Genomic DNA, 24,643 nt, shown 5'->3' with positions numbered 1-24,643 from the left:
CCACCCTGCCAGGAGCTCGATCGCGCGGGACATCAGTTCACGCGGGTGGCGCGCACGCTGAGCGGCTCGGCGCCGGCCGGTTCGACGTCGATCAGCTCGCCGTCCGCGACGGGCTGGTCGACCAGCTCGTCCGCTCCAGATCCGGGGTTCTGCTCCGTCGGCAGCCAGCGGGCCCACCAGCGGAGGATGTGCTCGAACCGGGCCAGCCGGTGGCGGGGCCGCCCCGAGCGGCTCAGTTCGTGTCCCTCCCCCGGGAAGAGCAGCAGCTCCGAGGGGACGCCGCGGCGCTTGAGCTCGACGTAGAGCCGGGCACCCTGCTCGACGGGGCAGCGCCAGTCCTCCTCGGAGTGGACGACGAGGGTCGGCGTGGTGATCCCGGGGGCGTTCGTCATCGCGCTCTGCGCCGCCAGCCGGTGGGGATCGGTCCCGAGGTACTGGTCGGGAAAGACCCAGCCGATGTCGGACGAGCCGACGAAGCTCACCGGGTCGAGGAACGCCCGCTCTACGACGGCACCGGCGAAGCGGTTGGTCCGCCCGATCAGCAGGGCGGTGAGATAGCCGCCGTAGGAGCCGCCCATGACCCCCACCCGGTCGGCGTCGAGCGCCGGGTCCGCCAGGGCCGCGTCGAGGAAGGCCAGGACGTCACCGGCATCGAGCCCGCCCCAGCCGCCGCGGATCACCCGGCCGTGCTCGGCTCCGTAGCCGGAGGAGCCCCGCGGATTGCACTGGACCACCGCATACCCGGCGGAGACGTAGGTCTGCATCTCGTCGAACAGGGTCCAGCCGTACTGCGCGAACGGCCCGCCGTGGACGGTCAGCAGCACGGGATGCGGACCGGGACCCGGCGGGGTGGTGACCCACCCGTGCACCTGATGGCCGTCCGGAGCCGGGGCCGTCCGCTCCGCCATCCGGTGCACGCGACCGGTCTCGCCTAGCGTCCGGCCGAATGCGGTGAGCAGCCGGCGCTGTCCGGGGGTGAGCGCGATCAGCTCACCGGCGGACCGGTCGTGCGCGACGACGGCCACGACGACTCCCCCGGCGGCCGCGAAGCCGCGGACGGTGAACGGCCCGTCGATCAGGGCCTCGGGCACGCCGCCGTCCAGCGGTACCCGCAGCAGCTCGACGCTGCCGCGCCGCTCGACGCCGACCAGCACCGCGCCGTCGACGACGACCGTGGACGATGTCTCGTCCCCGCGGTGGTGCTCCTCCGGGTCGAGCAGCGGCTCGAGGGCGCCGTCGCCGGCAACCCGGCACGGCACCGCCTGCCGGGCGACGAAGTCGACTCCCTCGGGGCCGAGGTCCGGCGTTGCCGTGACGTACAGCTCGTCACCGGCGTAGGCCGGCAGCGCGGTGTCGCCACGGCAGGCGGTCACCCGCCGCAGCCCGGACCCGTCCGGCCGGATGGCGTACACGTCTCGCACCAGATCGCGGTCGGCCCGCGGGTGGCGCGCGGACACGAACGCGAGCTCACCGCCGTCCGGGCGCCAGGTGACGTCCTCGCAGTCGGCGTCACCGGTGGTCACCTGCACCGGCTCCGGCAGCTGGGCGATGTCGTCGGCGAAGTCGGCCGGGAGGCCGAGCACGAAGACCTGGCTCGGCTTGTCGGCGAGGAACCCGACCCCGTCGCGCCGGTACTGCAGCGAGGTGATCAGCCGTGGCGCCTCCGCCTCGGCCCCCACGCCGTCGACCGTGCCGTAGCGGCCGGGCTCCGGCACCCGGGCGACGTAGGCCAGGCGACGCGAGTCCGGTGACCAGACCGGCGCCCCCGCGCCGAGGTGGTGCGAGGTGAGCGTGCGGGGCTCCCCGCCGGCGGTCGGCAGCAGCCAGATCTGCGGCTTCCCGCCCCGCTCGGCACTGAGGAAGGCCAGCCAGCGGCCGTCCGGTGAGAACGCCGGGGCGCTGTCGCGGGAACCGGAGGTCACCGGACGAGCCGGCGCGGACCCGTCGGTGGGCACCGCCCACAGCTGGCTCCGGTACTCGTCGGCCTCCAGGTCCGGACGGGCCACGGCGACGACGGCCATCCGGCCGTCCGGGGACACGGCCGGCACCCCCGGCGTGCGCAGGAGCGCGAGATCGTCAGGGCGCATGGCCCGCGACGCTAGTCCGTCCGGGGTGCAGGGCGCCGCGTGACCTCCGGACCCGCAGCGCTGGGCTCAGGACCGGATCGTCCGCGCGCGAATGGTGCTCACCAGCGCCAGGCTGCCCAGGAGCGGCAGCGTCGCAAGCAGCAGCAGGCTGCGATCGAGACCCAGGACCTCCCCCATCCCGCCGACGACCGCGGAGCCCACGCCCCCGCCCACGAGGAAGACCAGCGTGGCGATGCCCAGGGCCACGCCGCGGACGTCCGCCGCCACGGCACCGCCCACGGCGGCCATGAGGGCCGGCTGGCCGAGACCGAAGGCCAGCGTCACGAGGACCACCGCCGTCACGAGCACAGCCGCCGAGCCGCGCGCCGCTCCCACGGCGGCGACGACCATCGCCACCGCCGCCGTCGCGTCGGAGACGACGAGGGACCGGGCCGGCCCGAGGCGCGCGAGCAGTGGACCCGCGAGACGCGGAGCGAGGAAGCCGGTGACGGCACTCGGTACGAGCGCCAGTCCCACCTGCAGCGGCGTCCACCCGCGCACGGCGAGGACCGCCGGAACAGCGATCAGCAGAGCGAACCAGGCCGCCGGCACGGCCGAGGCGGCCAGTGCGCTGCGGACGACGACGGGCTCACGGACGACTCGCCGCGGGAGGAAGCCCTCCGGGCGGCGGCGGACCCGGGCCGCGACGGCGGGCACGCCGAGGCCCAGCAGCAAGGCCCCCACCGTCGCCACCAGGACTCCCGAGGCAGGCGACTGCACGAGCAGCACCAGTCCGGCCGCCGTGGCGGCCACGAGCACCGCGCCCAGGACGTCGAGCCGGGCACCCGTTCCCTGCGTCGGCAGGGCTCGCCACAGAGCGGGGACGACCAGGAGTCCGAGCGCGGGAAGCGCGACGACTGCCCGCCAGCCGGCCAGATCGGCCACCAGGCCACCCGCCAGCGGGCCGAGTGCGCTCACGGCGGCTGCCGTCCCGGCGACCTGACCGAGGGCGGTGGTCCGGACGGCGCCCTCGTAACGGGCGCTGACGATGGCCATGCCGAGGACGGGCACCGCGGCCGCTCCCATGCCCTGCAGCACCCGAGCGGCCAGCAGCACCTCGATGCTGGGCGCGAAGCCTCCGAGGACCGCGCTGCCGGCCATCAGGCCAACCCCTACCAGGAGGGGCAGGCGGATGCCCGCCAGGTCAGCAGCCCGGCCGTAGATCGCCGTCGCCACCGCGAGCATCAGGGCGTAGAGGCTGATGACCCATGAGACCCCGCCGGTCGTGAGGTCGAGGTCGGCCGCGATCGCCGGCAGCGTGACCGCGACGGCTGCGCTGCCCATCCCGGCGAGGCCGAAGAGCAACCCGACGAGCCCGGCGACGCGGCCGGCGTCCGTCCCCTCACCCACGGAGACGAGTCAACCGGCCGCGGCCGACGTCTGTTCCGCCGCCGCTCAGCGGCGGCTGCGCTCCTCGCCGGATTCGTCGGCGATGCGGGCCTCGGCAGCGGCCGCGGCCTCGGGACCCCCGGTCGGGACGGACTTCGCCGTCTCGGGGTCGATGTCCGGCGGCCCGGCGCTGGCGAGCTGACCGCGGGTCTTCACCAGGCTGGCCACCGTGGCGACGATCAGCACACCCAGGATGATCGACAGCGAGAGCCAGATCGGGATGTGCGGCACCGCCTCGATGGGCTCGCGCTCGCCTGCGAACGGCAGCTGGTTCTCGTGCAGCGCCTCCAGGATCAGCTTGACGCCGATGAAGGCCAGGATGACCGCGAGTCCGAGCGAGAGGTACACGAGCCGCTTCAGCAGGCCGCCGAGCAGGAAGTACAGCTGACGCAGGCCCATCAGGGCGAAGACGTTGGCCGTGAAGACGATGAACGGCTCCCGGGTCAGGCCGAAGATCGCCGGGATGCTGTCCAGCGCGAAGATCAGGTCGGTCGTCCCGAGCGCCAGGATGACCACGATCATCGGCGTCCACATCTTCTTGCCGTTCTCGCTCACCCGGATCTTCGCGCCGTGGTAGTCCTTCGTGATCGGCAGGATCTTGCGCATCCGCCGGATGAAGGCGTTCTCCTCGTAGTCCTCGTCCTCGCCACGGTGCTTGACGAGGTTGACCGCGGTGTAGATCAGGAAGACGCCGAAGATGTAGAAGACCCACACGAACCGCTCGATGACCACGGCACCGATCAGGATGAAGATCCCGCGCAGGACCAGGGCGATGATGATGCCGATCATCAGCGCTTCCTGCTGGTACTTCCGTGGCACCTGGAAGCGCGCCATGATGATCACGAAGACGAAGAGGTTGTCGACCGAGAGCGAGTACTCGGTGAGCCAGCCCGCGTAGAACTCCGTGGCGTAGGTGCCATTGGTGAACGCCAGCATCAGGACGCCGAAGATCAGCGCCAGGCTCACGTAGAAGCCGACCCAGAGACTGGCCTCCTTGATGGAGGGCTCGTGCGGTCGACGAGCGACGATGGCGAGGTCGGCGAGCAGCAGGACCGTGAGCCCCACGAACGTCGTGATCTCGAACCAGACGGGTAGCTCCATGCGGTGGGTTCCTCCGGGGGACAAGCAGTCTCAGCACCGGAGGTCTCTCCCACCGCACGCCGGCGGGCGCGCGACCGGCAGCACCGGAGGCCATGGGACCTCGTGATGACGACGCTGCCGCGGGGGGATACTCCCCTCCTTCGCATCCCCCCGGCGGCCGCGATCGTCAGTGTTCGCGTCGGCCCGGGTTCGCGGCGCTCACGCTACCTGCTCGGTCGGTGTCGGACTCGCTGGACGCCCGGAGGGAGTCCACCGGCGTCTCCTCACCGGCCGACAGGGATGTCGGGTCGGCCGCTGCCACCTCGGCGACGAGGTGCTCACGCCGGTCGTGGCGGACCCGCCAGAGGCTGGCCACGGTCGTGACCACCAGCGTCGCGAGGATGACGAGCAGGGACACCGTGATCGACACCTCGGGGATCACGGTGACGTGCTCGCCGCCGTTGATGAACGGCAACTCGTTCTCGTGCAGCGCGTGGATGACGAGCTTCACGCCGATGAAGCCGAGGATGACCGCGAGGCCGTAGGAGAGGTAGACCAGCCGGTCGAGCAGCCCGTCGATGAGGAAGAACAGCTGCCGCAGCCCGAGCAGCGAGAAGGCGTTGGCGGCGAAAACGAGGAACGTCTCCTGGGTGAGGCCGAAGATCGCCGGGATCGAGTCGACGGCGAAGATGACGTCGGCCGTCCCGATAGCGATCAGGGCGATGGCCAGCGGGGTGAGGAACCGCTTGCCGTCCAGCTTCACGGTCATGCGGTCGGAGTGGTACTCGTCCGTGGTCCGCAGGCGCTTGCGGGCGAACCGGAGGACGGCGTTCTCCTTGTAGTCGTCCTCGTCCTCGTGGCCGCCGCTGCGGGCCTGCATCCACGCGGTGTAGATCAGGATCGCGCCGAACAGGTAGAAGACCCAGCTGAAGTTCGCGATGGCCGCCGCCCCGACGACGATGAAGACGGTCCGCAGGGCCAGCGCGAACGTGATGCCGAAGAGCAGCACCTTCTGCTGCAGCTCCCGTGGCACGCCGAACGCGGCCATGATCAGGACGAAGACGAAGAGGTTGTCGACCGAGAGGCTCTTCTCGGTCACGTAACCGGCGAAGTACTCGCCGGCGAAGCCGGCGCCCCAGCCCCACCAGACGAGGAAGCCGAACACGATCGCGATGCCGACGTAGAGCGCCGACCACATCGCGGACTCGCGCAGCGTCGGTGCGTGCGGCGTGCGCACGTGACCGACGAGGTCGAAGACGAGCATGCCCACGATCGCAGTGACCGTGACAGCCCATACCCAGAAGGGCACGTCCAAGGTTCAGTCCTCCGGAGACTCGGCGGCGCGCTCGCGCCGCTCAGGGTCGGTTCCGGAGGTCTCTCCCGTCGCCTGGCGTGACGACCGGCAGCGCCGGAGATCCGTGGGGACCTCGTACTGACGACGCTGCCGCGGCGGGATACTCCCCTCCACAGCAGAACCACGTGCCCGTTCCCGGGACGCGTGGTCCTCACGTCGCCAACGGTCGTACCCGCTGCCTTGTTCCCGGCCGCGCTGCTCCTCTCAGGCGTGGGCGGCGTCGAGCTGGCGAAGCTCCTTCTTCAGCTCGGTCAGCTCGTCGCGCAGCCGCGCGGCGACCTCGAACTGCAGCTCCCGGGCAGCAGCCAGCATCTGCTCGTTCATCTGCGTGATCAGGTCGGCGAGTTCGGCGCGTGGCAGGCCCTGGACATCGATCGACCCGGCCTTGCCGGCCTTCTTCTTCGACGAGAGACCAGGGACCGGCGACTTGCCGCGGGACTGCTGCCGCCCGGAGCCGCCGATCAGCTCGGCGGACTCCGAGTCCTCGGCCTCGCGGTAGATGCCGTCGAGGATGTCGACGATCTTCTTCCGCAACGGCTGGGGGTCGACGCCGCGCTCGGTGTTGTAGGCGATCTGCTTCTCGCGGCGGCGGTTGGTCTCCTCGATCGCCAGCGCCATCGACGGGGTGACCTTGTCCGCGTACATGTGCACCTGGCCCGAGACGTTGCGCGCCGCACGGCCGATGGTCTGGATCAGCGACGTGCCCGACCGGAGGAAGCCCTCCTTGTCGGCGTCGAGGATGGCCACCAGGGACACCTCGGGCAGGTCGAGGCCCTCGCGCAGCAGGTTGATGCCGACCAGCACGTCGTACTCGCCCTGCCGCAGCTCCCAGAGGAGCTCCACGCGCCGCAGGGTGTCCACCTCGGAGTGCAGGTACCGGACCTTGATCCCGAGCTCGAGCAGGTAGTCGGTGAGGTCCTCGGCCATCTTCTTGGTCAGCGTGGTGACCAGGATCCGCTCGTCCTTCTCCGTCCGGATGCGGATCTCGTGCACGAGGTCGTCGATCTGCCCCTTGGTCGGTTTGACCACGACCTCCGGGTCGATCAGCCCGGTCGGGCGGATGACCTGCTCGACGAATTCACCGCCGGTGCGGCCCAGCTCGTAGTTCCCGGGCGTCGCCGACAGGTAGACCGTCTGGCCGATGCGGTCGGTGAACTCCTCCCACTTCAGCGGGCGGTTGTCCATCGCCGAGGGCAGCCGGAAGCCGTGTTCGACGAGCGTCCGCTTGCGGCTCATGTCGCCCTCGTACATGCCGCCGATCTGCGGCACCGTCACGTGCGACTCGTCGATGACCAGCATGAAGTCGTCGGGGAAGTAGTCGATGAGACACGAGCCGGCGCTGCCGGGCGCGCGGCCGTCGATGTGCCGGGAGTAGTTCTCGATGCCGGAGCAGAAGCCGACCTGGCGCATCATCTCGATGTCGTAGGTCGTGCGCATGCGCAGCCGCTGGGCCTCCAGCAGCTTGCCCTGGCGCTCCAGCTCGGCCAGCCGCCCCTCGAGCTCGGCTTCGATGCCCCCGATCGCCCGCTCCATGCGCTCGGGGCCGGCGACGTAGTGGGTGGCCGGGAAGACGAAGAGCTCCTCGACCTCGCGGACCACCTCGCCGGTGAGCGGGTGCAGGTAGTACAGCCGCTCCACCTCGTCGCCGAACATCTCGATCCGGCAGGCGAGCTCCTCGTAGACCGGGAAGACCTCGATCGTGTCGCCGCGCACCCGGAAGGTGCCGCGGGTGAAGGACAGGTCGTTGCGGGTGTACTGCTCGGTGACCAGCGTGCGGAGCAGCTCGTCGCGGTCGCGGGACTCCCCCAGCCTGATCTTGAGCGCCCGCTCCACGTACTCCTGCGGGGTGCCCAGGCCGTAGATGCAGGACACGGTGGCCACCACCACGACGTCCCGGCGCGTGAGCAGGCTCTGCGTCGCCGAGTGCCGCAGCCGCTCGACCTCGTCGTTGACCGAGGAGTCCTTCTCGATGTAGGTGTCGGTCTGCGGGACGTAGGCCTCGGGCTGGTAGTAGTCGTAGTACGAGACGAAGTACTCGACGGCGTTGTTCGGCAGCAGCTCGCGGAACTCGTTGGCGAGCTGGGCCGCGAGGGTCTTGTTCGGCGCCATGACCAGCGTCGGGCGCTGCACCTGCTCGATGAGCCAGGCCGTCGTCGCCGACTTGCCCGTACCGGTGGCACCGAGCAGGACGACGTCCTTCTCCCCCGCGTTCACCTTCTCGGCCAGCGCCGTGATGGCCGCGGGCTGGTCGCCGGAGGGCTCGAACTCGCTGACGACCTGGAACCGCCCCTGCGTGGGCCGGATCTCCGTGGATGTGGGCACGGGGAAACGGTACGACGGCGGTGTGACAGAACGGGCCCGAGCGGTTCCGTGGGCCGACTGGTGCGCCCGGGGCCATCCGGAACTCATCCGCTACTTGTCCTCGACGGCGGCGCCCCCCTAGCGTGCCTGGTCGCAGGAGCGGTTCCAGACCGGGGACCAGCGCCACCCGGAGTTGCCGGGCGAGGTCGGACCCCGGATCGCGGCGTCCGGCCCCCCGGGGTCGTCCATCGCCCGCCCGGCGCGGTTGCCCGCCGCGGCCCGTCGGACCTGCGCACGACGCCCCCCGCGGCCCGACCGCGGGGGGCGTCGTCGTCCCCGGACGAAAGGGTCGCGCCTCACAGGGAAGTCAGGTGTGCGCAGCCTCGCGCCAGGGCACGACAAACCCCTGTCCAGCCCCACCATGCTTCCTCCGCGAAGATCGCCGGAGAGACCCATCGGCCCCCGGCACGGGGCCACCAGCGCAGGAGGAACACCCAGGATGACCCAGGTCTGGCCCGGCAGTGCCTACCCCGTCGGGGCCACGTACGACGGCACCGGCACCAACTTCGCGATCTTCAGCGAGGTCGCCGAGAAGGTCGAGCTGTGCCTCTTCGACGAAGCGGGGAACGAGGAGCGCATCCGCCTCCCCGAGATGGACGGGTACGTCTGGCACGCCTTCCTCCCCGGCATCCATCCCGGCCAGCGCTACGGCTTCCGGGTGCACGGCCCCTACGACCCCGCCGAGGGCCAGCGCTGCAACCCGAACAAGCTGCTGCTCGACCCGTACGCCAAGGCGATCGACGGCCAGATCGCCTGGCACCCGTCGGTCTTCGGCTACGACTTCGAGACCAAGGAGCGCAACGACGAGGACTCGGCACCGCACATGCCGAAGTCCGTCGTCGTCAACCCGTACTTCGACTGGGGCGTCGACCGCCCGCCGAAGACGCCGTACAACAAGACGGTCATCTACGAGGCCCACGTCAAGGGCCTGACGATGACCCATCCGCGGATCCCGGAGGAGTTGCGCGGCACCTACGCAGCCATCGCGCACCCGGCGATCATCGAGCACCTCACCGAGCTGGGGGTCACCGCGATCGAGCTCATGCCGGTGCACCGGTTCGTGCAGGACGACACCCTGCAGCAGAAGGGCCTGCGCAACTACTGGGGCTACAACACGATCGGCTTCTTCGCGCCGCACGACGAGTACGCCAGCGACACCACGGCGGGTCAGCAGGTGCAGGAGTTCAAGGGGATGGTGCGGACCCTGCACGAGGCCGGCATCGAGGTCATCCTCGACGTCGTCTACAACCACACCGCCGAGGGCAACCACCTCGGTCCGACGCTGTCGTTCAAGGGCATCGACAACCAGGCCTACTACCGGCTGGTCGAGGACGACAAGCAGTACTACATGGACTACACCGGTACCGGGAACACGCTCAACGTCCGGACGCCTCAGTCGCTGCAGCTGATCATGGACTCGCTGCGCTACTGGATCACCGAGATGCACGTCGACGGTTTCCGCTTCGACCTCGCCTCCACCCTGGCCCGCGAGCTGCACGCCGTCGACCGGCTGGCTGCGTTCTTCGACCTGGTGCACCAGGACCCGATCATCAGTCAGGTCAAGCTCATCGCCGAGCCGTGGGACGTCGGCGAGGGCGGCTACCAGGTGGGCAACTTCCCGGCGCTCTGGACCGAGTGGAACGGCAAGTACCGCGACACGGTCCGCGACTTCTGGCGGGGCGAGGGCGGGACGATCGGTGAGTTCGCCGACCGGATCTCCGGGTCGTCGGACCTCTACCAGCACTCGGGGCGCCGTCCGATGGCAAGCATCAACTTCGTCACCGCGCACGACGGCTTCACCCTCAACGACCTCGTCTCCTACAACGAGAAGCACAACGAGGCCAACGGCGAGGACAACAACGACGGCGAGAGCCACAACCGCAGCTGGAACTGCGGGGTCGAGGGGAAGACCGACGACCCGGAGATCCTGCAGCTGCGGGCGCAGCAGCGCCGCAACTTCATCACCACGCTGATGCTCAGCCAGGGGGTGCCGATGCTGCTGCACGGCGACGAGCTGGGGCGGTCGCAGGGCGGCAACAACAACGGCTACTGCCAGGACTCCGAGCTCACCTGGATCGACTGGGAGAACGTCGACGAGGGCCTGCTCGAGTTCACCAAGGCCGTCACCAAGCTCCGCAGCGAACACCCGACGTTCCGCCGTCGCCGGTTCTTCCACGGCCGTCCGGTCCGCCGAGGACTCGGCGATCCCGTGCCGGACATCGCCTGGCTGACGCCCGCGGGCGAGGAGATGACGGAGGACGACTGGGACGCCGCCTACGCCAAGTCGCTGGCCGTGTACCTCAACGGCGTCGGCATCCGGGAGATGGACGAGCGCGGCGAGTACGTCACCGACGACCACTTCTTCCTGGCGTACAACGCCTCGCACGAGCCACTCGACTTCACGCTGCCCAGCGACGACTACTGCCAGAACTGGACGACGGTCCTGGACACGGCGGAGATGAACGAGGTCGAGCCCGTCGAGGTCAAGCCGGGCGACACGGTCACGGTGCAGGGGCGCTCGATCGTCGTCCTCACCGGCCCCGCGCTGTGACGGAGGACGACCGCCGGCGCGTGCCGGCCGCCACTTACCGCCTGCAGGTGCACGCCGGGTTCCGCCTGGAGGACGCCGCGGAGGTGGCCGGCTACCTGGCCGACCTCGGGGTGACCCACGCCTACTCCTCTCCCCTGCTGCGCTCGGCCGAAGGCAGCAACCACGGCTACGACACCGTCGACCACGCGCACATCGACGAGGCCCGCGGCGGGCGGGCCGGCTTCGACCGGTTCGTCGCCGGCCTGCACCAGCACGGGCTCGGTCTGGTGCTGGACCTCGTCCCCAACCACATGGGCGTCGACGACCCCGCGGCCGCGCCCTGGTGGTGGGACGTGCTGAAGCACGGCCAGGACAGCGCGCACGCGGCCGCCTTCGACATCGACTGGGAGTTCGGCGGCGGCAAGGTCCGCATCCCGGTCCTCGGCTCGGCGGACGACGTCCAGAAGCTGGAGGTGGTCGACGGTGAGCTGCGGTACTACGACAACCGCTTCCCGATCGCGCCGGGCACCGGAGCCGGCACCCCGCAGGAGGTGCACGCCCGCCAGCACTACGAGCTGGTCGACTGGCGCCGGGCCGACGCCGACCTGAACTACCGCCGGTTCTTCGCCATCAACACCCTGGCCGGGCTGCGCGTCGAGGACCCGGCCATCTTCGACGCCACCCACGAGCTGGTCCTGCAACTGGTGGACGACGGCGCCGTCGACGGCCTGCGGATCGACCACCCCGACGGCCTGGCCGACCCCGAGGGATACCTCGATCGCCTCGCCGAGGCCTCCGGCAACCGCTGGACGGTCGTGGAGAAGATCCTCGAGCCGGGCGAGGACCTGCCGGAGTCGTGGCGGACCGCCGGGACGACGGGCTACGACGCCCTCGCCGAGGTCGACGAGGTGCTGATCGACCCCGCCGGCGAGGCGGCGCTGACCGCGCTGGACACCGAGCTGGCCGGCAAGGACGTCGACTACGAGCAGCTGGTCCACGACTGCAAGCGCGAGGTCGCCGACGGCATGCTCGGCTCGGAGGTCGCCCGGCTGGTCCGGGTCATCGGGAAGCTCGGGTGGGCGGGCAACAGCGCAGTCGACGTCGCCCAGCAGACCGAGGCGCTGGCCGAGCTGCTGGCCAGCTTCCCCGTCTACCGCAGCTACCTGCCCGACGGTCGCGAGCACCTCGACGCGACCGTCACCGCCGTCCGCAACCGCCGCCCGGACCTGGTCGCCGCGGTCGATGCCCTGCACTCCGTCCTGTCCTCCGCCGGGTCGGAGGCGGCGACCCGGTTCGAGCAGACCAGCGGCCCGGTCATGGCCAAGGGCGTGGAGGACAGCGCCTACTACCGGTGGGCGCGGTTCGTCGCGCTCAACGAGGTGGGCGGCGACCCGGCGCGCTTCGGCAGCACGGTCGCGGAGTTCCACGCCGCACAGCAGCGCCGCGCGGAGCGCTACCCCGAGTCGATGACGACGCTGTCCACCCACGACACCAAGCGCAGCGAGGACGTCCGCGCCCGCCTGGCCGTGCTCGCCGAGCTCCCGAGCGACTGGGCGCAGCTCGTCCGCACGCTGCTGGAGCGCCATCCGCTGGCGGACCGGCCGCTGGCCCACCTGGTGTGGCAGAACATCGTCGGCGCATGGCCGCTCTCCCGGGAGCGGGCGCAGGCCTACGTGGAGAAGGCCGCCCGCGAGGCCGGCACATCGACGACCTGGACCAATCCGGTGCAGGAGTTCGAAGAGCACCTGCACGCGCTGGTCGACGCCGCGTACGACGATCCCGCCACCACGGCCGACATCGACGCCTTCGTCACCCGGATCGCGCCGTTCGGCCGGTCGAACTCGATGAGCCAGAAGCTGCTGCAGCTGACGATGCCCGGCGTCCCGGACGTCTACCAGGGCACCGAGCTCTGGGACTTCTCGCTCGTCGACCCCGACAACCGCCGTCCGGTCGACTACGCCCTGCGCCGGAAGCTCCTGGCCGACCTCGACCGTGGCGAGATCCCGGCGGTCGACGACAGCGGCGCGGCCAAGCTGCTCGTGGTCTCGCGCGTGCTGCGTGCCCGCCGCGACCACCCCGAGTGGTTCGGCGGGTACGAGCCGGTCGGGGTCACCGGGTCGGCCGCCGAACACCTCGTCGCCTACGACCGCGGTGGAGCCGTCGTCGTGGCGACCCGCCTGCCGGCCGGACTGGCGGCCACGGGCTGGGGCGACACGGCCCTGCAGCTGCCCACCGGCGCCTGGCGCGACCTGTTCACCGGCGAGCGGGTCGTCTCCGACATGGACGGCCTGGCCGTCGACGCGCTGCTGACCCGCCTCCCCGTGGCGCTGCTCACCCGCGATTGATCGGGGACCCGGCGACCAGTGGACCCCTGCGTCCCGTTCGCGGACGTCTTCTGGGCCATACAGGTCCACTGGTCGCTCCAGCGACGGGCGGCCGCCGGTTCAGAAACGGATGGCGTCGATGACCTTGGCGCGGACGGCGATGATCGCGGGCAGCAGCCCGGCCAGAGCGCCGACGGCCGTGGCGGCGATCATGCCCTCGATCGCTGCGGCCACCGGGAATCCCGGCAGGTCCGCGATCGGGATGCCGTTGTTCAGCAGCTGTTCCAGCGGCAGGTTCCGGACGAGGACGATCGCGGCCCCGACCGCGAGGAGTCCGGCCAGCGCCGTGGCGCAGACGCTCTCCAGCATCACGGCGGCGAAGATGCGGCCGGACGTGGCACCGAAGCTGCGGCGGACCCCGATCTCGCGGATCCGCTGGCGGACGGTCACCAGCCCGATGTTGAGCACGCCGAGGCCGCCCAGGATCAGCACCACCACACCGGCACCCCGGATGGCGAGCCGCAGCATGGCGATGGTCTCCTCGGCACCCTGGGGGTCGGTCCGGTAGGCGTCGACCTGGACGCCGTCCAGCGCGAGGGCGAGATCGTGGCGGACCGTCTGCATGACCTGGTCGGTCTGCTCGGCCGGGACCCACAGCTCGAGCGTGCTCGGGCCGCCGTACATCGCCGTCGCGGGGTCCGCCGCCGTGGCCGCATCCCACGGACCGGTCGACCGGTCGATCCGATACGCGACCAGTTCCTCGCCGTAGCCCTCGCGGACGACGCCGACGATGGTCGCGGTGACCGGAGTCGGCCCGCCGATGACGACGGTGGGCCGGCCGGTGAGGTCCGGGACGCCGAGAGCGGCCATGAACGCCTCGTTGACGACCACCGCCGGGGAGAGGTTCTCGCGGTCCTCCTCGCGCAGCCAGCGGCCCTCGACCGGCTCGATCCGGTGCAGATCGCCGTAGTTCGGTGACACCCGGCGGGTCTGGACGGCCATGGTCCCGCCAGCCATCCGGAACCGGGTCTCGCCGTAGGAGATGGTGGCCGCGGTGGCGATGTCGTACCGCTCGACGAGGTCGGCGACCGCGGCGCCCCACTCCGCACCGTCCGGCGGCAGCCCGGTCGCGGGATCCCAGGCGTTGATGGCGACGGTCGCCGCCCGGCCCCCGGCCCGCTCCCCGAGCTCCTGCTGCACCTGGGCGACCATGAGCCCGAGCGCCGTCACGCTGGTCATGGCGAACACCGCGAGGAAGACGCCGACGAGCGAGAGCAGCACCCGGGTCTTGTGGACCCGTACCTCGTCCCACGCCTCGGCCAGCGTGCCCAGCACGCCGGTCACGAGCCCTCCTCGCTGGCGCTCGTCGGCCTCGTGCCGTTAGGTGCTCTGCTCATCGGTGACCTCGCAAGCTCGGTCACGTGCCCTCCTCGCTGGCGCTCGTCGGCCTCGTGCCGTTGGGTGCTCTGCTCATCGGTGACTTCGCGAGCTCGGTCACGCAGTCCCCCGGTCCGACGTCGCGGCCCCGAGCGCGCCGGCCTCGACCAGGGGCGACAGCCGGCCGTGGTCGAGCCGGAAGCGCCGGCCGGCCAGCGCCGCGACCGACAGGTCGTGGGTGATGGTGACCAGCGCGGCGCCGTTCTCCGCGGTCGCCTGCGCCAGCAGGGCCATGACCTGCGCCCCGGTCTCGACGTCGAGGGCTCCGGTGGGTTCGTCGGCCAGGACGACGCGCGGCGACCGGACCAGCGCGCGGGCGATCGCCACCCGCTGCTGCTCACCACCGGAGAGCCGCTCGGGCACCTGGTCAGCGCGGGCACCCAACCCCACCCGGTCGAGCATCTCCCGTGCCGTGCGCCGACGGCGCAGGTAGTCCCGCCCCCGGGCGTAGAGGAGGGGCGCGGCGACGTTCTCGGCCGCCGTGCGGCGCGGCAGCAGGTTGAACTGCTGGAAGACGAAGCCGAACACCTCCCCCCGGAGCCGCGACCGGCGGCGGGCCGACAGCCGGTCGGTCGGCTCGCCGTCCAGCAGGTAGCTGCCGTTCGTCGGGGTGTCGAGCAGACCGAGGAGGTTGAGCAGCGTGGACTTCCCCGACCCGGACCGGCCGACGATGGCGACGTGCTCGCCGGGGGCGACGTCCAGGTCGACACCGGTCAGGATCGGCAGGACGCTCTCGTCCGGGAGGAGGACCTCCCGGCTGATCCCCCGCAGCTGCAACAAGCTCATGCCGCCGCCTCGCTGGCGCTCGTCGGCCGCATTCGCCCGGCTGCTGTGCCCTTCGGATGAGCTCACGAGCTCGCTCATCCGTACGGCCCGCCCATCATCGGGTCCTCGACCGGGGTGTCGTCGGGCACCGGCACGAACTGCAGGACCTGCTCGCCCTCGGCCAGGCCTTCCCGCACCTCGATCTGGTCGCCGTCGGTGAGGCCGAGGGTGACCGGCCGCTGCTCCTCGGTCCCGTCGTCGCCGAGCACCCAGACGTTGCCGGTCTGCACCGTCCCCTGGACGGCGGTGATCGGGACGACGAGCACGTTCTCCGCGGTGCCGGCCTGCACGCGGACGGTCGCCCCCATGCCGGCGAAGACGGTGACGCCGGCGGGGACCGCGCATCGCGCCGTCGTCCCTCCGCCACCGCCGGTGCCGCCCGTCGGCGGCGGCGACGGTGCGTCCGGCGCGTCGTCGGCCACCGGCGCGCCCAGCGTGAGGCCCGTGCAGGTGAACGGCGCCGGGCCGCCCTGCACCTCGACCTCCGCGGTGGCGGGCGGGGCCAGCAGCCGGAACTGCTCGGCCTGCGTGAGGGTCGCGGTCACCGAGAGCGTCCCCGGGGAGATGGCCCCCACCTCGTCGCCGACGGCCACGACCTGGTCGACGAGGACGTCGAGGGTGCTCAACGTGCCGGCCGCCGGAGCGGGAACCGTCGCCGTGCGCACCCGCGGGGGCCGCGGGGTCGACGTCGGGTTGCCCTCGGCGTCGGTGCCCACGACGGGGTCGAGCTCCTCCTCGAACCGGATCTCGAGCAGCGCCTGGCCGGCCGTGACGGTGGCGCCCTTCGAGACCAGTACGCGGCGGACGGTGCCTGCGGCCGTGGCCTTCACCGGGACGGCGTCGTCGGCCACCACGGTGCCGGTGACCGAGACGGTGTTGGTGACGGTGCCCCGGCTGACCGGGACGGTCGGGGAGCCCAGTTCCAGCGTGGGCGCACCCGGACCGCCCGGGCCCGGGTCTTCGGTGCCCCCACGGAAGGCGAGGACGGCGAGCGCGACGGCGATCACGGCCCAGACCAGCAGCCGGAGTGCCGGGAAGACGACGGTGCGAACGACGGACATGCACGCTCCCTGCGCGCTCGGGTACCGATCGGTACCGGTAGGCGGGAAACGTAGTGGTCCGGGCTGCCGGCTGTCGTCACCCCGCGGACGGACGCGCCGGTACGACCTGGGATTGACCAGCCGCCTGACGGGCATGATCCGTCCGCCGTCCCCAACACCGCCCTTCCCCTGGAGGCCCCCGCATGTCCGCTCCCGTCGAGTTCGCCGTCTGGGCGCCCCTGCCCGAGCGGATGCGGGTCCAGGTCGACGGCGCCGTGCACGACATGCGTCGGGACGACGGCGGCTGGTGGCGGGCGCAGGTGGAGGCATCGCCGGAGGCCGACTACGGCTACCTGATCGACGACAACGACACGCCGCGTCCGGACCCGCGGTCGCGCCGCCAGCCCGGGGGCGTGCACGGCCTCTCCCGCCGCTTCGACCCGAGCGCCCACGAGTGGGGCGACGACGCCTGGACCGGCCGGCCGCTGGCCGGTGGCGTCGTCTACGAGATGCACGTCGGCACCTTCACCCCGGAGGGCACCCTCGACGCGGCGATCGGCCGGCTGGGCCACCTGGTGCGCCTCGGGGTCGACTTCGTCGAACTGCTGCCGGTCAACGGGTTCAACGGCACGCACAACTGGGGCTACGACGGCGTCCTCTGGTACGCGGTGCAGGAGGAGTACGGCGGCCCCGGGGCCTACCAGCGGTTCGTCGACGCCTGCCACTCCCAGGGCCTCGGCGTGATCCAGGACGTCGTCTACAACCACCTCGGCCCGTCGGGGAACTACCTGCCCGAGTTCTTCCCCATCAACGCCTCGGGCAGCGCGAACACCTGGGGCAACTCGATCAACCTGAGCGGCCCCGACTCCGACGAGGTGCGCCGCTACGTCATCGACAACGCGCTGATGTGGCTGCGCGACATGCACGTCGACGGGCTGCGGCTGGACGCCGTCCACGCGCTGGTCGACGAGCGCGCCACCCACGTGCTGGAGGAGATGGCCCAGGAGGTGGACAAGCTGTCGGTCGCCGTCGGCCGGCCGCTGACGCTGATCGCCGAGAGCGACCTCAACGACCCGCGCATGGTCACCCCGCGCGTGGCCGGAGGCATCGGCCTGACCGCGCAGTGGAGCGACGACTTCCACCACTCGCTGCACGCGGTGCTGACCGGCGAGGGGCAGGGCTACTACTCCGACTTCGCCGAGGCGGGTCTCGGCGGGCTGGCGAAGGTGCTCACCGGCGCCTTCTTCCACGACGGCGCCTGGTCGAGCTTCCGGCGCCGGCACCACGGCCGCCCGGTCGACACCGCCACGCTGCCCGGCTGGAAGTTCCTCGGTTACCTCCAGGACCACGACCAGATCGGCAACCGCGCCGTCGGCGACCGGATCTCGGCCACCCTCTCCCCCGGGCTCCTCGCCGTCGGCGCGACGCTGGTGCTCACCAGCCCGTTCACGCCGATGCTGTTCATGGGCGAGGAGTGGGGCGCGACCACGCCGTGGCAGTTCTTCACCAGCCACCCCGAGCCCGAGCTGGGCAGGGCCACGGCCGAGGGGCGCATCGGCGAGTTCGCCGAGCACGGCTGGGACGCCGACGTCGTGCCCGACCCGCAGGATCCGGAGACCTTCACCCGGTCCACGCTCGACTGGTCGGAGCTGACGCGGGAGCCGCACGAGCGCCTGCTCGCCGTCCACCGGTCGCTGCTGGCCCTGCGTCGCGCGCACCCCGACCTGGTCGACCCCGACCTCACCGCCGTGCAGGTCACCTGGGACGACGCCGACCGCTGGCTGGTCGTGCACCGGGGCTCGCTGCGGGTGGTGGTGAACCTCGCCCGGGAGCCGCGGGAGATCGACCTCGACCGCCCGGTGGCCGACGTCCTCTTCAGCACCGACGAACTGCCCACGGTGGACGGCGACACGGTCACCCTGCCCGCCGAGAGCGCGGCCGTGCTCAGCACCCGCTGACGTGCGCCGGCTCCTCCCCGATCCGGGGAACCTGGACGACGACGGGCTGATCGAGGCCTACCGGTTGCCTCCGGGGCGCTCGCTGCGGGTCAACTTCGTGGCCTCCCTCGACGGCGCGGTCACCGTGGACGGGCGCAGCGAGGGCCTCGGCTCCCCCGGCGACAAGCGCATCTTCCGCCTGCTCCGGGCCCTGGCCGACGCCGTCCTGGTCGGCCACGGGACGTCGTCGGCCGAGGGCTACCGGCCCCTCACCGCGGGCTCCGCCGTCGGCCGGCTGCGCACCGAGCTCGGCCGGCCGGCCACCGCGCCGATCGTCGTCGTCTCCCGCCGGGCGTCGCTCGACCCGGGCGACCGGCTCGCCGGCGCGCTCTCCCCCACGATCTGCGTCACCTGCGAGGCGGCCGATGCCGATCGCCGCGCGGCGCTCGCGGCGGCCGGCGTGTCGGTGCTGGTCTGCGGCGACGACGACGTCGACCTGCCGCTCGCCCTCGACGTGCTGGCCGAACGTGGCCTCGAGCAGGTGCTCTGCGAGGGCGGGCCGGCCCTGCTGCGGACGGCGCTGAGCGCCGGAGTGGTCGACGAGCTCGACCTGTCGATCGCGCCCGCCCTGGTGGGCGGTGAGACCCGGCTGCTCGACGGCGCCCTGCGGGATCCGGCCCGCCTCGAGCTCCGTCAGGTGCTGGAGGAGGACGGTGTGATGTTCACCCGCTACGCCGTCGCCGCCCCCGGAGCCCGGTAGCCGACGTCCTGGGCTCGACCCAGCGCCTCCAGGGTCTCCTCGACCGTCAGCAGCACGGTCGTCTCGATCGAGCTGAGGGCACCGCCGCCGCCGATGGCCAGTGCCACGGCGGCCATCGAGACGTTGTCCGGCGCCTCCCACAGGTTGACCCCGTCGTGGGAACCGAAGGCGTACCAGAACCCGTGCAGCTTTCCGCCCACCGACTCGATGTAGGCGGCCGCCGCCCTCCGGCGGTCCTCGGGCTGGGCGATCAGCATCGCCCAGGTCTCGGGGGTGTAGCTGAACCTCGTCAGGTACATGGGCATCGTCGTGCCTCCCGGTCGTCTCCGCAGCGCTCGACGCTAGGGGTCCGGCCGGGTGGCGTCGAGAGCCCTCGGCACGACGCCGGCGGGGCTACCGGACGACGGCGACGACGCCGCGGACGGCGCTCCCGTCCGGACGCGTCCAGTCCACCTCGACCACCCCACGGCCGGTGCCGAGAACCCCCGGTTCCGGTACCCGGACGAGCTCGACGGCGCGCGGCCCTCCATCGCCGGCCCACGAGCGGCCGACCGTGGGGTCGAGGGTGTCGCTCTCGCTCTGGTGCTGCGCCTCGACCGCGCCGGCCACGAACGCGAGCAGCTGCGCCGTCGCCACCGGATCGTGCTCCGCGTCGTAGATCCACCGGGTTCCGAGGGCGCCGTGCTCCGAGGTGCCGAGGAGTCCGCCCGCCGCCTCGTCCAGCGCCGCACCGCGATAGGTCAGCGGGACGAAGTAGGTCGTCGCCCCGGCCCCGCTGCCGTCGGTGACCAGCAACAGCTCGATCCCGACCTCACCGGCCGGGTCGTCCAGGCGGAACCCTCCGGCCCGGGACAGCTCCGGCGGCGCGCCCCTGTCCCGGTACCAGGGCTGTCGCGGCAGCCAGTTCCCGATCAGTTCCAGCTTGGTCGGCGCCATCGTCGTCCGGTGGATCGTGGCCATGCCGGCACCCTCGCACGCCGTGCCGGTCACGGCGCCTCGGGATGCCTCGGCGTCCGCCCTGCCCCTAGCGTCGCCACCATGACCGACGTCGACATCCGGCCGGCCACGCCGGCCGAGGCCGAGCAGTTGCTCGCCGACTCCCGGCGGATCTTCGCCGAATCCCTCACCCGCCATCGTGGCCTGTCCGCAGAGGAAGCAGCCGCGAAGGCCGCGGGGGACACCGCAGCGCTGCTCCCCGACGGCGCGGGGACACCGGGCCACCTGTTCCTCGCCGCCCGTCGCGAGGGGAATCTGACCGGTGGGGTGTGGGTGGCGATGCGCGGCCCCGACCGGCCGGACGCGGCATGGATCTACCACCTGTGGGTGGCGCCGTCCGAGCGCCGGCGCGGGCTCGGCCGACGGTTGGTCGAGGAGGCTGCGGACGCGGTGCGCGAGCGCGGAGCCCGCCACCTCCAGCTCAATGTCTTCGGGGACAACACCGGCGCCATCGCGCTGTACGAGCGGATGGGTTTCAGCATCACCGCTCAGCAGATGAGCCGGCCGCTGTCCGAGAGCTGAACCGCCGTCCTCGCGGTGTGGTCGTCGACCTCACCGCAGAACACGTGGTCGGCGACGGCGAAGGTGAGGTCCGCGATCATGGCCGGTCCAGCTCGACGGCTGCTTGGATGACGCGCATGGACCTGCCCGTGATGCCGCCGGTGAAGCCGATGCTGGCCAAGGCCGCCACCACGCTTCCTACCGGCGACTTCTTCTACGAGCCGAAGTGGGACGGGTTCCGCTGCGTCGTCTTCCGCGACGGCGACGAGGTCGAGCTGGGCAGCCGGAACGAGCGCCCGCTGACCCGGTACTTTCCCGAGGTGGTCGCCGCGGCGAAGGCCAACCTTCCGGAGAAGTGCGTCGTCGACGGCGAGATCGTCGTGCCCCGCGGCGACCGGCTGCACTTCGAGGACCTGCTCCAGCGCATCCACCCGGCCGAGTCCCGCATCAACCTCCTGGCCGAGCAGACGCCCGCGTCGTTCGTCGCCTTCGACCTGCTCGCCCTCGGCGACGAGTCGCTGCTCGAGACGCCCTTCGCCGAGCGGCGGGCCCGGCTCGAGACCGCCCTCGGCCGCGTCCGGCCGCCGGTCTACCTGACCAGCGTCACCCGTGACGCCGCCACCGCGGAGCGTTGGTTCGAGACGTTCGAGGGCGCGGGTCTCGACGGCGTCGTCGCCAAGGCCGCGGATCTCCCCTACGGACCCGACCAGCGGCTGATGAACAAGATCAAGCACGTCCGGACGGCGGACTGCGTGGTCGCGGGGTTCCGCTGGCACAAGAGCGGGCCGATCGTCGGATCGCTGCTCCTCGGCCTCTACGACGACGGGCAGCTGCAGCACATCGGCGTCGCGGCGTCCTTCCCGATGGCCCGCCGCGCCGAGCTGGTCGAGGAGCTGGCCCCGTACCGGGCGGAGGCACTGGACGGGCACCCGTGGCAGGACTGGGCCAACGCCCAGGTGCACCAGGACGGCGAGAACCGCATGCCCGGCGCGGTCAGCCGGTGGAACGCGAAGAAGGACCTCTCCTGGGTGCCGCTGCGCCCGGAACTGGTCGTCGAGATCAAGTACGACCAGCTCGAAGGCCGTCGTCTTCGTCACACCGGCCAGTTCCTGCGCTGGCGTCCCGACCGGGACCCGCTGAGCTGCACGTACGACCAGTTGGAGGTGCCCGTCCGCTACGACCTGGGCGAGGTCCTGACCGGTGGCGCGCCGCCCGATCGGGAGTGATCGCCTGCAGCTGCCAGGTTGGCCTCCTAGGCTCGTGATCATGCATCTGCACCGCGGCCGGCTGGCCGTCCCGTCGACCCTGCTCGCTGTGAGCCTGGTCCTGGCCGGCTGCACGTCGTTCTCCGACTCGGTCGGGGGCTCGGCCGGGGAAGAGGCCGCGGCGACCACCTCGGCCGCTCCGGAGCCCGAGGCCGCGCCCATCGAGTGGACCGACTGCAACGAGCAGATCCAGACGATCGTGGCCGGCCGGTCGGGCAGCGACCGGGACCTCTCGTTCGACTGCGGCCGGACCGAGGTGCCGATCAGCTACGACGAGCCGCAGGGCGCGACGCTGCCGCTGTTCGGGGTCCGCGTCGTCAGCGGCACCCAGACCGACCGCATCGGCTCACTCATGGTCAACCCCGGCGGGCCGGGCGCCTCCGGCGCCGACGCCGCCATCGGCCTCGCGCTCACGCTGCCCGAGGAGATCCTCGCCCGCTTCGACATCGTCGGCTTCGACCCGCGGGGCGTGGGTCTCTCCACCCCCGTCGAGTGCATCCCCGACGAGCGCCACGACGAGATGGTCGCCGCAGAGCCGCGCCCGGTGAGCGACGAGGACCTCGACGCCGCGTTCGCCTTCGCCCAGAAGATCGCCGACGGATGCGCCGAGGAGTACGGCGACGCCCTGGGCACGTTCAACACCGTCGACAGCGCCCGGGACCTGGACCGGCTGCGCGAGGCGCTCGGCGACGAGCAGCTGACCTACCTGGGCTACTCGTACGGCACCACCCTCGGCTCGACGTACGCCGAACTGTTCCCCGAGAACGTCCGCGCCATGGTGCTCGACGCCGCCGTCGACCCCGACACCGACCTGCGCGCGAACGCCGAGGAGCGGGCAGCCGGCCTGGAGGCCGGCTTCGACGCCTTCGCCGCGAACTGCGTGGGGCTGCTGGCCGGCTGCCCGCTCGGCGCGGAGCCCCGGCAGTTCGTCGAGCAGGTGCTGACCCAGGCCGCGGCCGCGCCGATCCCCAGCAGCGAGCCCGGGGAGACCCGGCAGGCCACACCGGGTGTGGTGCTGACGGCGATCCGGGCCGGCCTCACCGGCACCGAGTCCTGGCCGCAGCTCGCCCAGGCACTCGCCGCCGCGCAGGCCGGCGACTCGAAGGGCCTGTTCTCCCTCGCCGACAGCTACTCCGGGCGCCTGGAGGACGGCACCTACTCCAACCTCTTCGACGCCAACATCGCGATCAACTGCGCCGACCGGGAGGAGCAGTTCGAGGAGAGCGAGATCCGCGAGCTCGCCGCGGAGTGGAACGCGCAGTACCCGCTGTTCGGCGCCGGCTCGGCGATCGGGCTCTACACCTGCTCGCTGTGGGATGCCGAGCGCACGCCGCTGCCGGAGCGGGACGCCGACGGCAGCGCGCCGATCCTGGTGATCGGCACCTCCGGCGACCCGGTGACCCCGCTCCCGGGCGCGGTCGACCTCGCCGAGGACCTCGAGTCCGCCGCCCTGCTGACCTGGCAGGGGCAGGGCCACACCGCCTATCCCAAGACCGACTGCGTGACCGCGGCGGTCAACGCCTACCTCATCGACCTCGTCGTGCCGATGGACGGACTCACCTGCCCTGCGTGACACTCTGCGCTGGTCCACGGTGAGGGAGAGCAGTCGATGGCCAGCAGCAAGGACGCCGTCGTCCTCGACGTCGCCGGGCACGAGGTGCGGGTCTCCAACCCGGAGAAGCCGTACTTCGGCGACAAGGGCATCCGGAAGATCGACGTCGTCGAGTACTTCGTCGCCGTCGGCGACGGCATCCTGTTCGCGCTGAAGGACCGGCCGACGACGCTGGAGCGCTGGCCGGGCGGGGTGTTCGAGGGCGCCCGGATCTCCACCCGGGTGGACAACACCGGCGACGCCTTCTACCAGAAGCGGGTGCCGAAGAACGCCCCGCCGTGGGTGCCGACGGCGCACATCACCTTCCCCAGCGGGCGGACGGCGGACGAGATCGCGCCCGACTCGGTGGCCGTCGTCGCGTGGTGCGCCAACCTCGGCACGCTGACCTTCCACCCCTGGCCGGTGGACAAGACGGACGTCGAGTCGCCCAACCAGATCCGCATCGACCTCGACCCGCAGCCGGGCACCGACTTCTCCGACGCCGTCCAGGTGGCCCCGCACGTGCGCGAACTGCTCGCCGAGTTCGGCATGGAGGGCTGGCCGAAGACCTCCGGCGGGCGCGGGGTGCACATCTACGTGCCCATCCAGCCGCGGTGGACCTTCACCGAGGTCCGCCACGCGGTGATCGCGTTCGGCCGCGAGCTGGAGCGGCGCCTCCCCGACCGCGTGACGATGTCGTGGTGGAAGGAGGAGCGCGGCGAGAAGATCTTCATCGACTACAACCAGATGGCCCGGGACCGCACGATCGCCTCCGCGTACTCCATCCGGCCCAAGCCGCACGCCCCCGTGTCCGCGCCGGTCGACTGGGACGAGCTGCCCGACGTCTCACCGTTCGACTTCGACGTCCTCACCATGCCCGACCGCTTCCGCAAGGTCGGCGACAAGCACGCCGGCCTCGCCGGCTCCGCGTTCGGCATCGAGCCGCTGCTGGAGCTCTTCGAGCGGCAGGCGAAGGACGACGGGATGGGAGACCTGCCCTATCCCCCCGATTACCCGAAGATGCCGGGCGAGCCGATGCGGGTGCAGCCCAGCCGGGCCAGGCGCCCTACCAGCGAAAATACTTGATCCGGGCAGCTTGAGAGATCTAGCACAGCGCTCACTCGCCC

18 protein-coding genes are annotated in these 24,643 nt (G+C 71.8%); 8 read left to right on the top strand and 10 right to left on the bottom strand.

All coding sequences use genetic code 11. The features are described from left to right. Positions 1 to 32 precede the first annotated feature (32 nt). From FHU33_RS08975 to uvrB, 5 genes are all read right to left on the bottom strand, one after another. Positions 33 to 2,087 carry an alpha/beta hydrolase family protein gene (locus FHU33_RS08975; RefSeq protein ID WP_142025051.1) on the bottom strand — a complete coding sequence of 685 codons (2,055 nt, stop codon included), beginning with the start codon at positions 2,085 to 2,087 and terminating at the stop codon, positions 33 to 35. A 66-nt stretch (positions 2,088 to 2,153) separates the two neighbouring features. Continuing rightward, complete coding sequence (locus tag FHU33_RS08970) at positions 2,154 to 3,476, bottom strand: MFS transporter (protein ID WP_142025050.1); 1,323 nt, start codon at positions 3,474 to 3,476, stop codon at positions 2,154 to 2,156. 45 nt (positions 3,477 to 3,521) lie between these two features. Then, entirely contained in the window at positions 3,522 to 4,616 is a 1,095-nt protein-coding gene (locus tag FHU33_RS08965) for a TerC family protein (RefSeq protein WP_142025049.1), read from the bottom strand. A 166-nt stretch (positions 4,617 to 4,782) separates the two neighbouring features. Beyond that, entirely contained in the window at positions 4,783 to 5,859 is a 1,077-nt protein-coding gene (locus FHU33_RS08960; RefSeq protein WP_246063427.1) for a TerC family protein, read from the bottom strand. Between the two features lie 294 nt (positions 5,860 to 6,153). After that, a complete protein-coding gene (gene uvrB, locus FHU33_RS08955) occupies positions 6,154 to 8,271 on the bottom strand; it encodes an excinuclease ABC subunit UvrB (RefSeq protein ID WP_142025047.1) in 2,118 nt (705 codons plus the stop codon). A 478-nt stretch (positions 8,272 to 8,749) separates the two neighbouring features. On the opposite strand from uvrB, the gene glgX reads away from it, so the two are divergent. Then, entirely contained in the window at positions 8,750 to 10,861 is a 2,112-nt protein-coding gene (gene glgX / locus FHU33_RS08950) for a glycogen debranching protein GlgX (protein ID WP_142025046.1), read from the top strand. 20 nt (positions 10,862 to 10,881) lie between these two features. After that, a complete protein-coding gene (gene treY, locus FHU33_RS08945) occupies positions 10,882 to 13,185 on the top strand; it encodes a malto-oligosyltrehalose synthase (protein WP_246063426.1) in 2,304 nt (767 codons plus the stop codon). Positions 13,186 to 13,284: 99 nt separating this feature from the next. Here the strand turns inward: treY and FHU33_RS08940 are convergent, their stop codons facing one another. From FHU33_RS08940 to FHU33_RS08930, 3 genes are all read right to left on the bottom strand, one after another. After that, positions 13,285 to 14,508, bottom strand: a complete 1,224-nt coding sequence (locus tag FHU33_RS08940) for an ABC transporter permease (protein ID WP_142025044.1) — start codon at positions 14,506 to 14,508, stop codon at positions 13,285 to 13,287. 150 nt (positions 14,509 to 14,658) lie between these two features. After that, positions 14,659 to 15,387: an ABC transporter ATP-binding protein gene (locus FHU33_RS08935; protein WP_142025043.1), complete on the bottom strand. Its 729-nt coding sequence runs from the start codon at positions 15,385 to 15,387 to the stop codon at positions 14,659 to 14,661. A 74-nt stretch (positions 15,388 to 15,461) separates the two neighbouring features. After that, on the bottom strand, positions 15,462 to 16,487 hold the full coding sequence (locus FHU33_RS08930) for an efflux RND transporter periplasmic adaptor subunit (RefSeq protein WP_142025042.1): 1,026 nt from the start codon (positions 16,485 to 16,487) through the stop codon (positions 15,462 to 15,464). A 182-nt stretch (positions 16,488 to 16,669) separates the two neighbouring features. Between FHU33_RS08930 and treZ the strand changes: the two genes are divergently transcribed. Both treZ and FHU33_RS08920 read left to right on the top strand, forming a co-directional pair. Further along, the gene (treZ, locus tag FHU33_RS08925; protein WP_142025041.1) at positions 16,670 to 18,424 is read left to right on the top strand and encodes a malto-oligosyltrehalose trehalohydrolase; all 1,755 of its coding nucleotides are present in this window, start codon (positions 16,670 to 16,672) and stop codon (positions 18,422 to 18,424) included. Between the two features lies 1 nt (position 18,425). Then, the gene (locus FHU33_RS08920; RefSeq protein WP_142025040.1) at positions 18,426 to 19,163 is read left to right on the top strand and encodes a dihydrofolate reductase family protein; all 738 of its coding nucleotides are present in this window, start codon (positions 18,426 to 18,428) and stop codon (positions 19,161 to 19,163) included. Here the strand turns inward: FHU33_RS08920 and FHU33_RS08915 are convergent. Together FHU33_RS08915 and FHU33_RS08910 are read right to left on the bottom strand one after the other, a co-directional pair. Continuing rightward, complete coding sequence (locus FHU33_RS08915; protein WP_142025039.1) at positions 19,133 to 19,468, bottom strand: GYD domain-containing protein; 336 nt, start codon at positions 19,466 to 19,468, stop codon at positions 19,133 to 19,135. The genes FHU33_RS08920 and FHU33_RS08915 overlap by 31 nt on opposite strands. Positions 19,469 to 19,556: 88 nt before the next feature. Continuing rightward, positions 19,557 to 20,123: a maltokinase N-terminal cap-like domain-containing protein gene (locus FHU33_RS08910; protein WP_142025038.1), complete on the bottom strand. Its 567-nt coding sequence runs from the start codon at positions 20,121 to 20,123 to the stop codon at positions 19,557 to 19,559. 78 nt (positions 20,124 to 20,201) lie between these two features. Between FHU33_RS08910 and FHU33_RS08905 the strand changes: the two genes are divergently transcribed. From FHU33_RS08905 to FHU33_RS08890, 4 genes are all read left to right on the top strand, one after another. Beyond that, positions 20,202 to 20,681 carry a GNAT family N-acetyltransferase gene (locus FHU33_RS08905; RefSeq protein WP_142025037.1) on the top strand — a complete coding sequence of 160 codons (480 nt, stop codon included), beginning with the start codon at positions 20,202 to 20,204 and terminating at the stop codon, positions 20,679 to 20,681. 116 nt (positions 20,682 to 20,797) lie between these two features. Further along, positions 20,798 to 21,886, top strand: coding sequence for an ATP-dependent DNA ligase (locus tag FHU33_RS08900; protein WP_142025035.1), 1,089 nt, complete (start codon positions 20,798 to 20,800; stop codon positions 21,884 to 21,886). A gap of 40 nt (positions 21,887 to 21,926) precedes the next feature. Further along, positions 21,927 to 23,498 (top strand): alpha/beta hydrolase, encoded by a 1,572-nt coding sequence (locus tag FHU33_RS08895; protein ID WP_142025034.1) that lies wholly within the window; start codon positions 21,927 to 21,929, stop codon positions 23,496 to 23,498. Between the two features lie 36 nt (positions 23,499 to 23,534). Further along, positions 23,535 to 24,602 carry a DNA polymerase domain-containing protein gene (locus FHU33_RS08890; RefSeq protein WP_142025032.1) on the top strand — a complete coding sequence of 356 codons (1,068 nt, stop codon included), beginning with the start codon at positions 23,535 to 23,537 and terminating at the stop codon, positions 24,600 to 24,602. The last annotated feature ends 41 nt before the right edge of the window (positions 24,603 to 24,643 follow it).

Origin of the sequence: Blastococcus colisei, assembly GCF_006717095.1 — a bacterium.
In the GTDB taxonomy this organism is placed as follows: Bacteria; Actinomycetota; Actinomycetes; order Mycobacteriales; family Geodermatophilaceae; genus Blastococcus_B; species Blastococcus_B colisei.
This window is presented reverse-complemented; position numbering and strand designations above follow the sequence as displayed.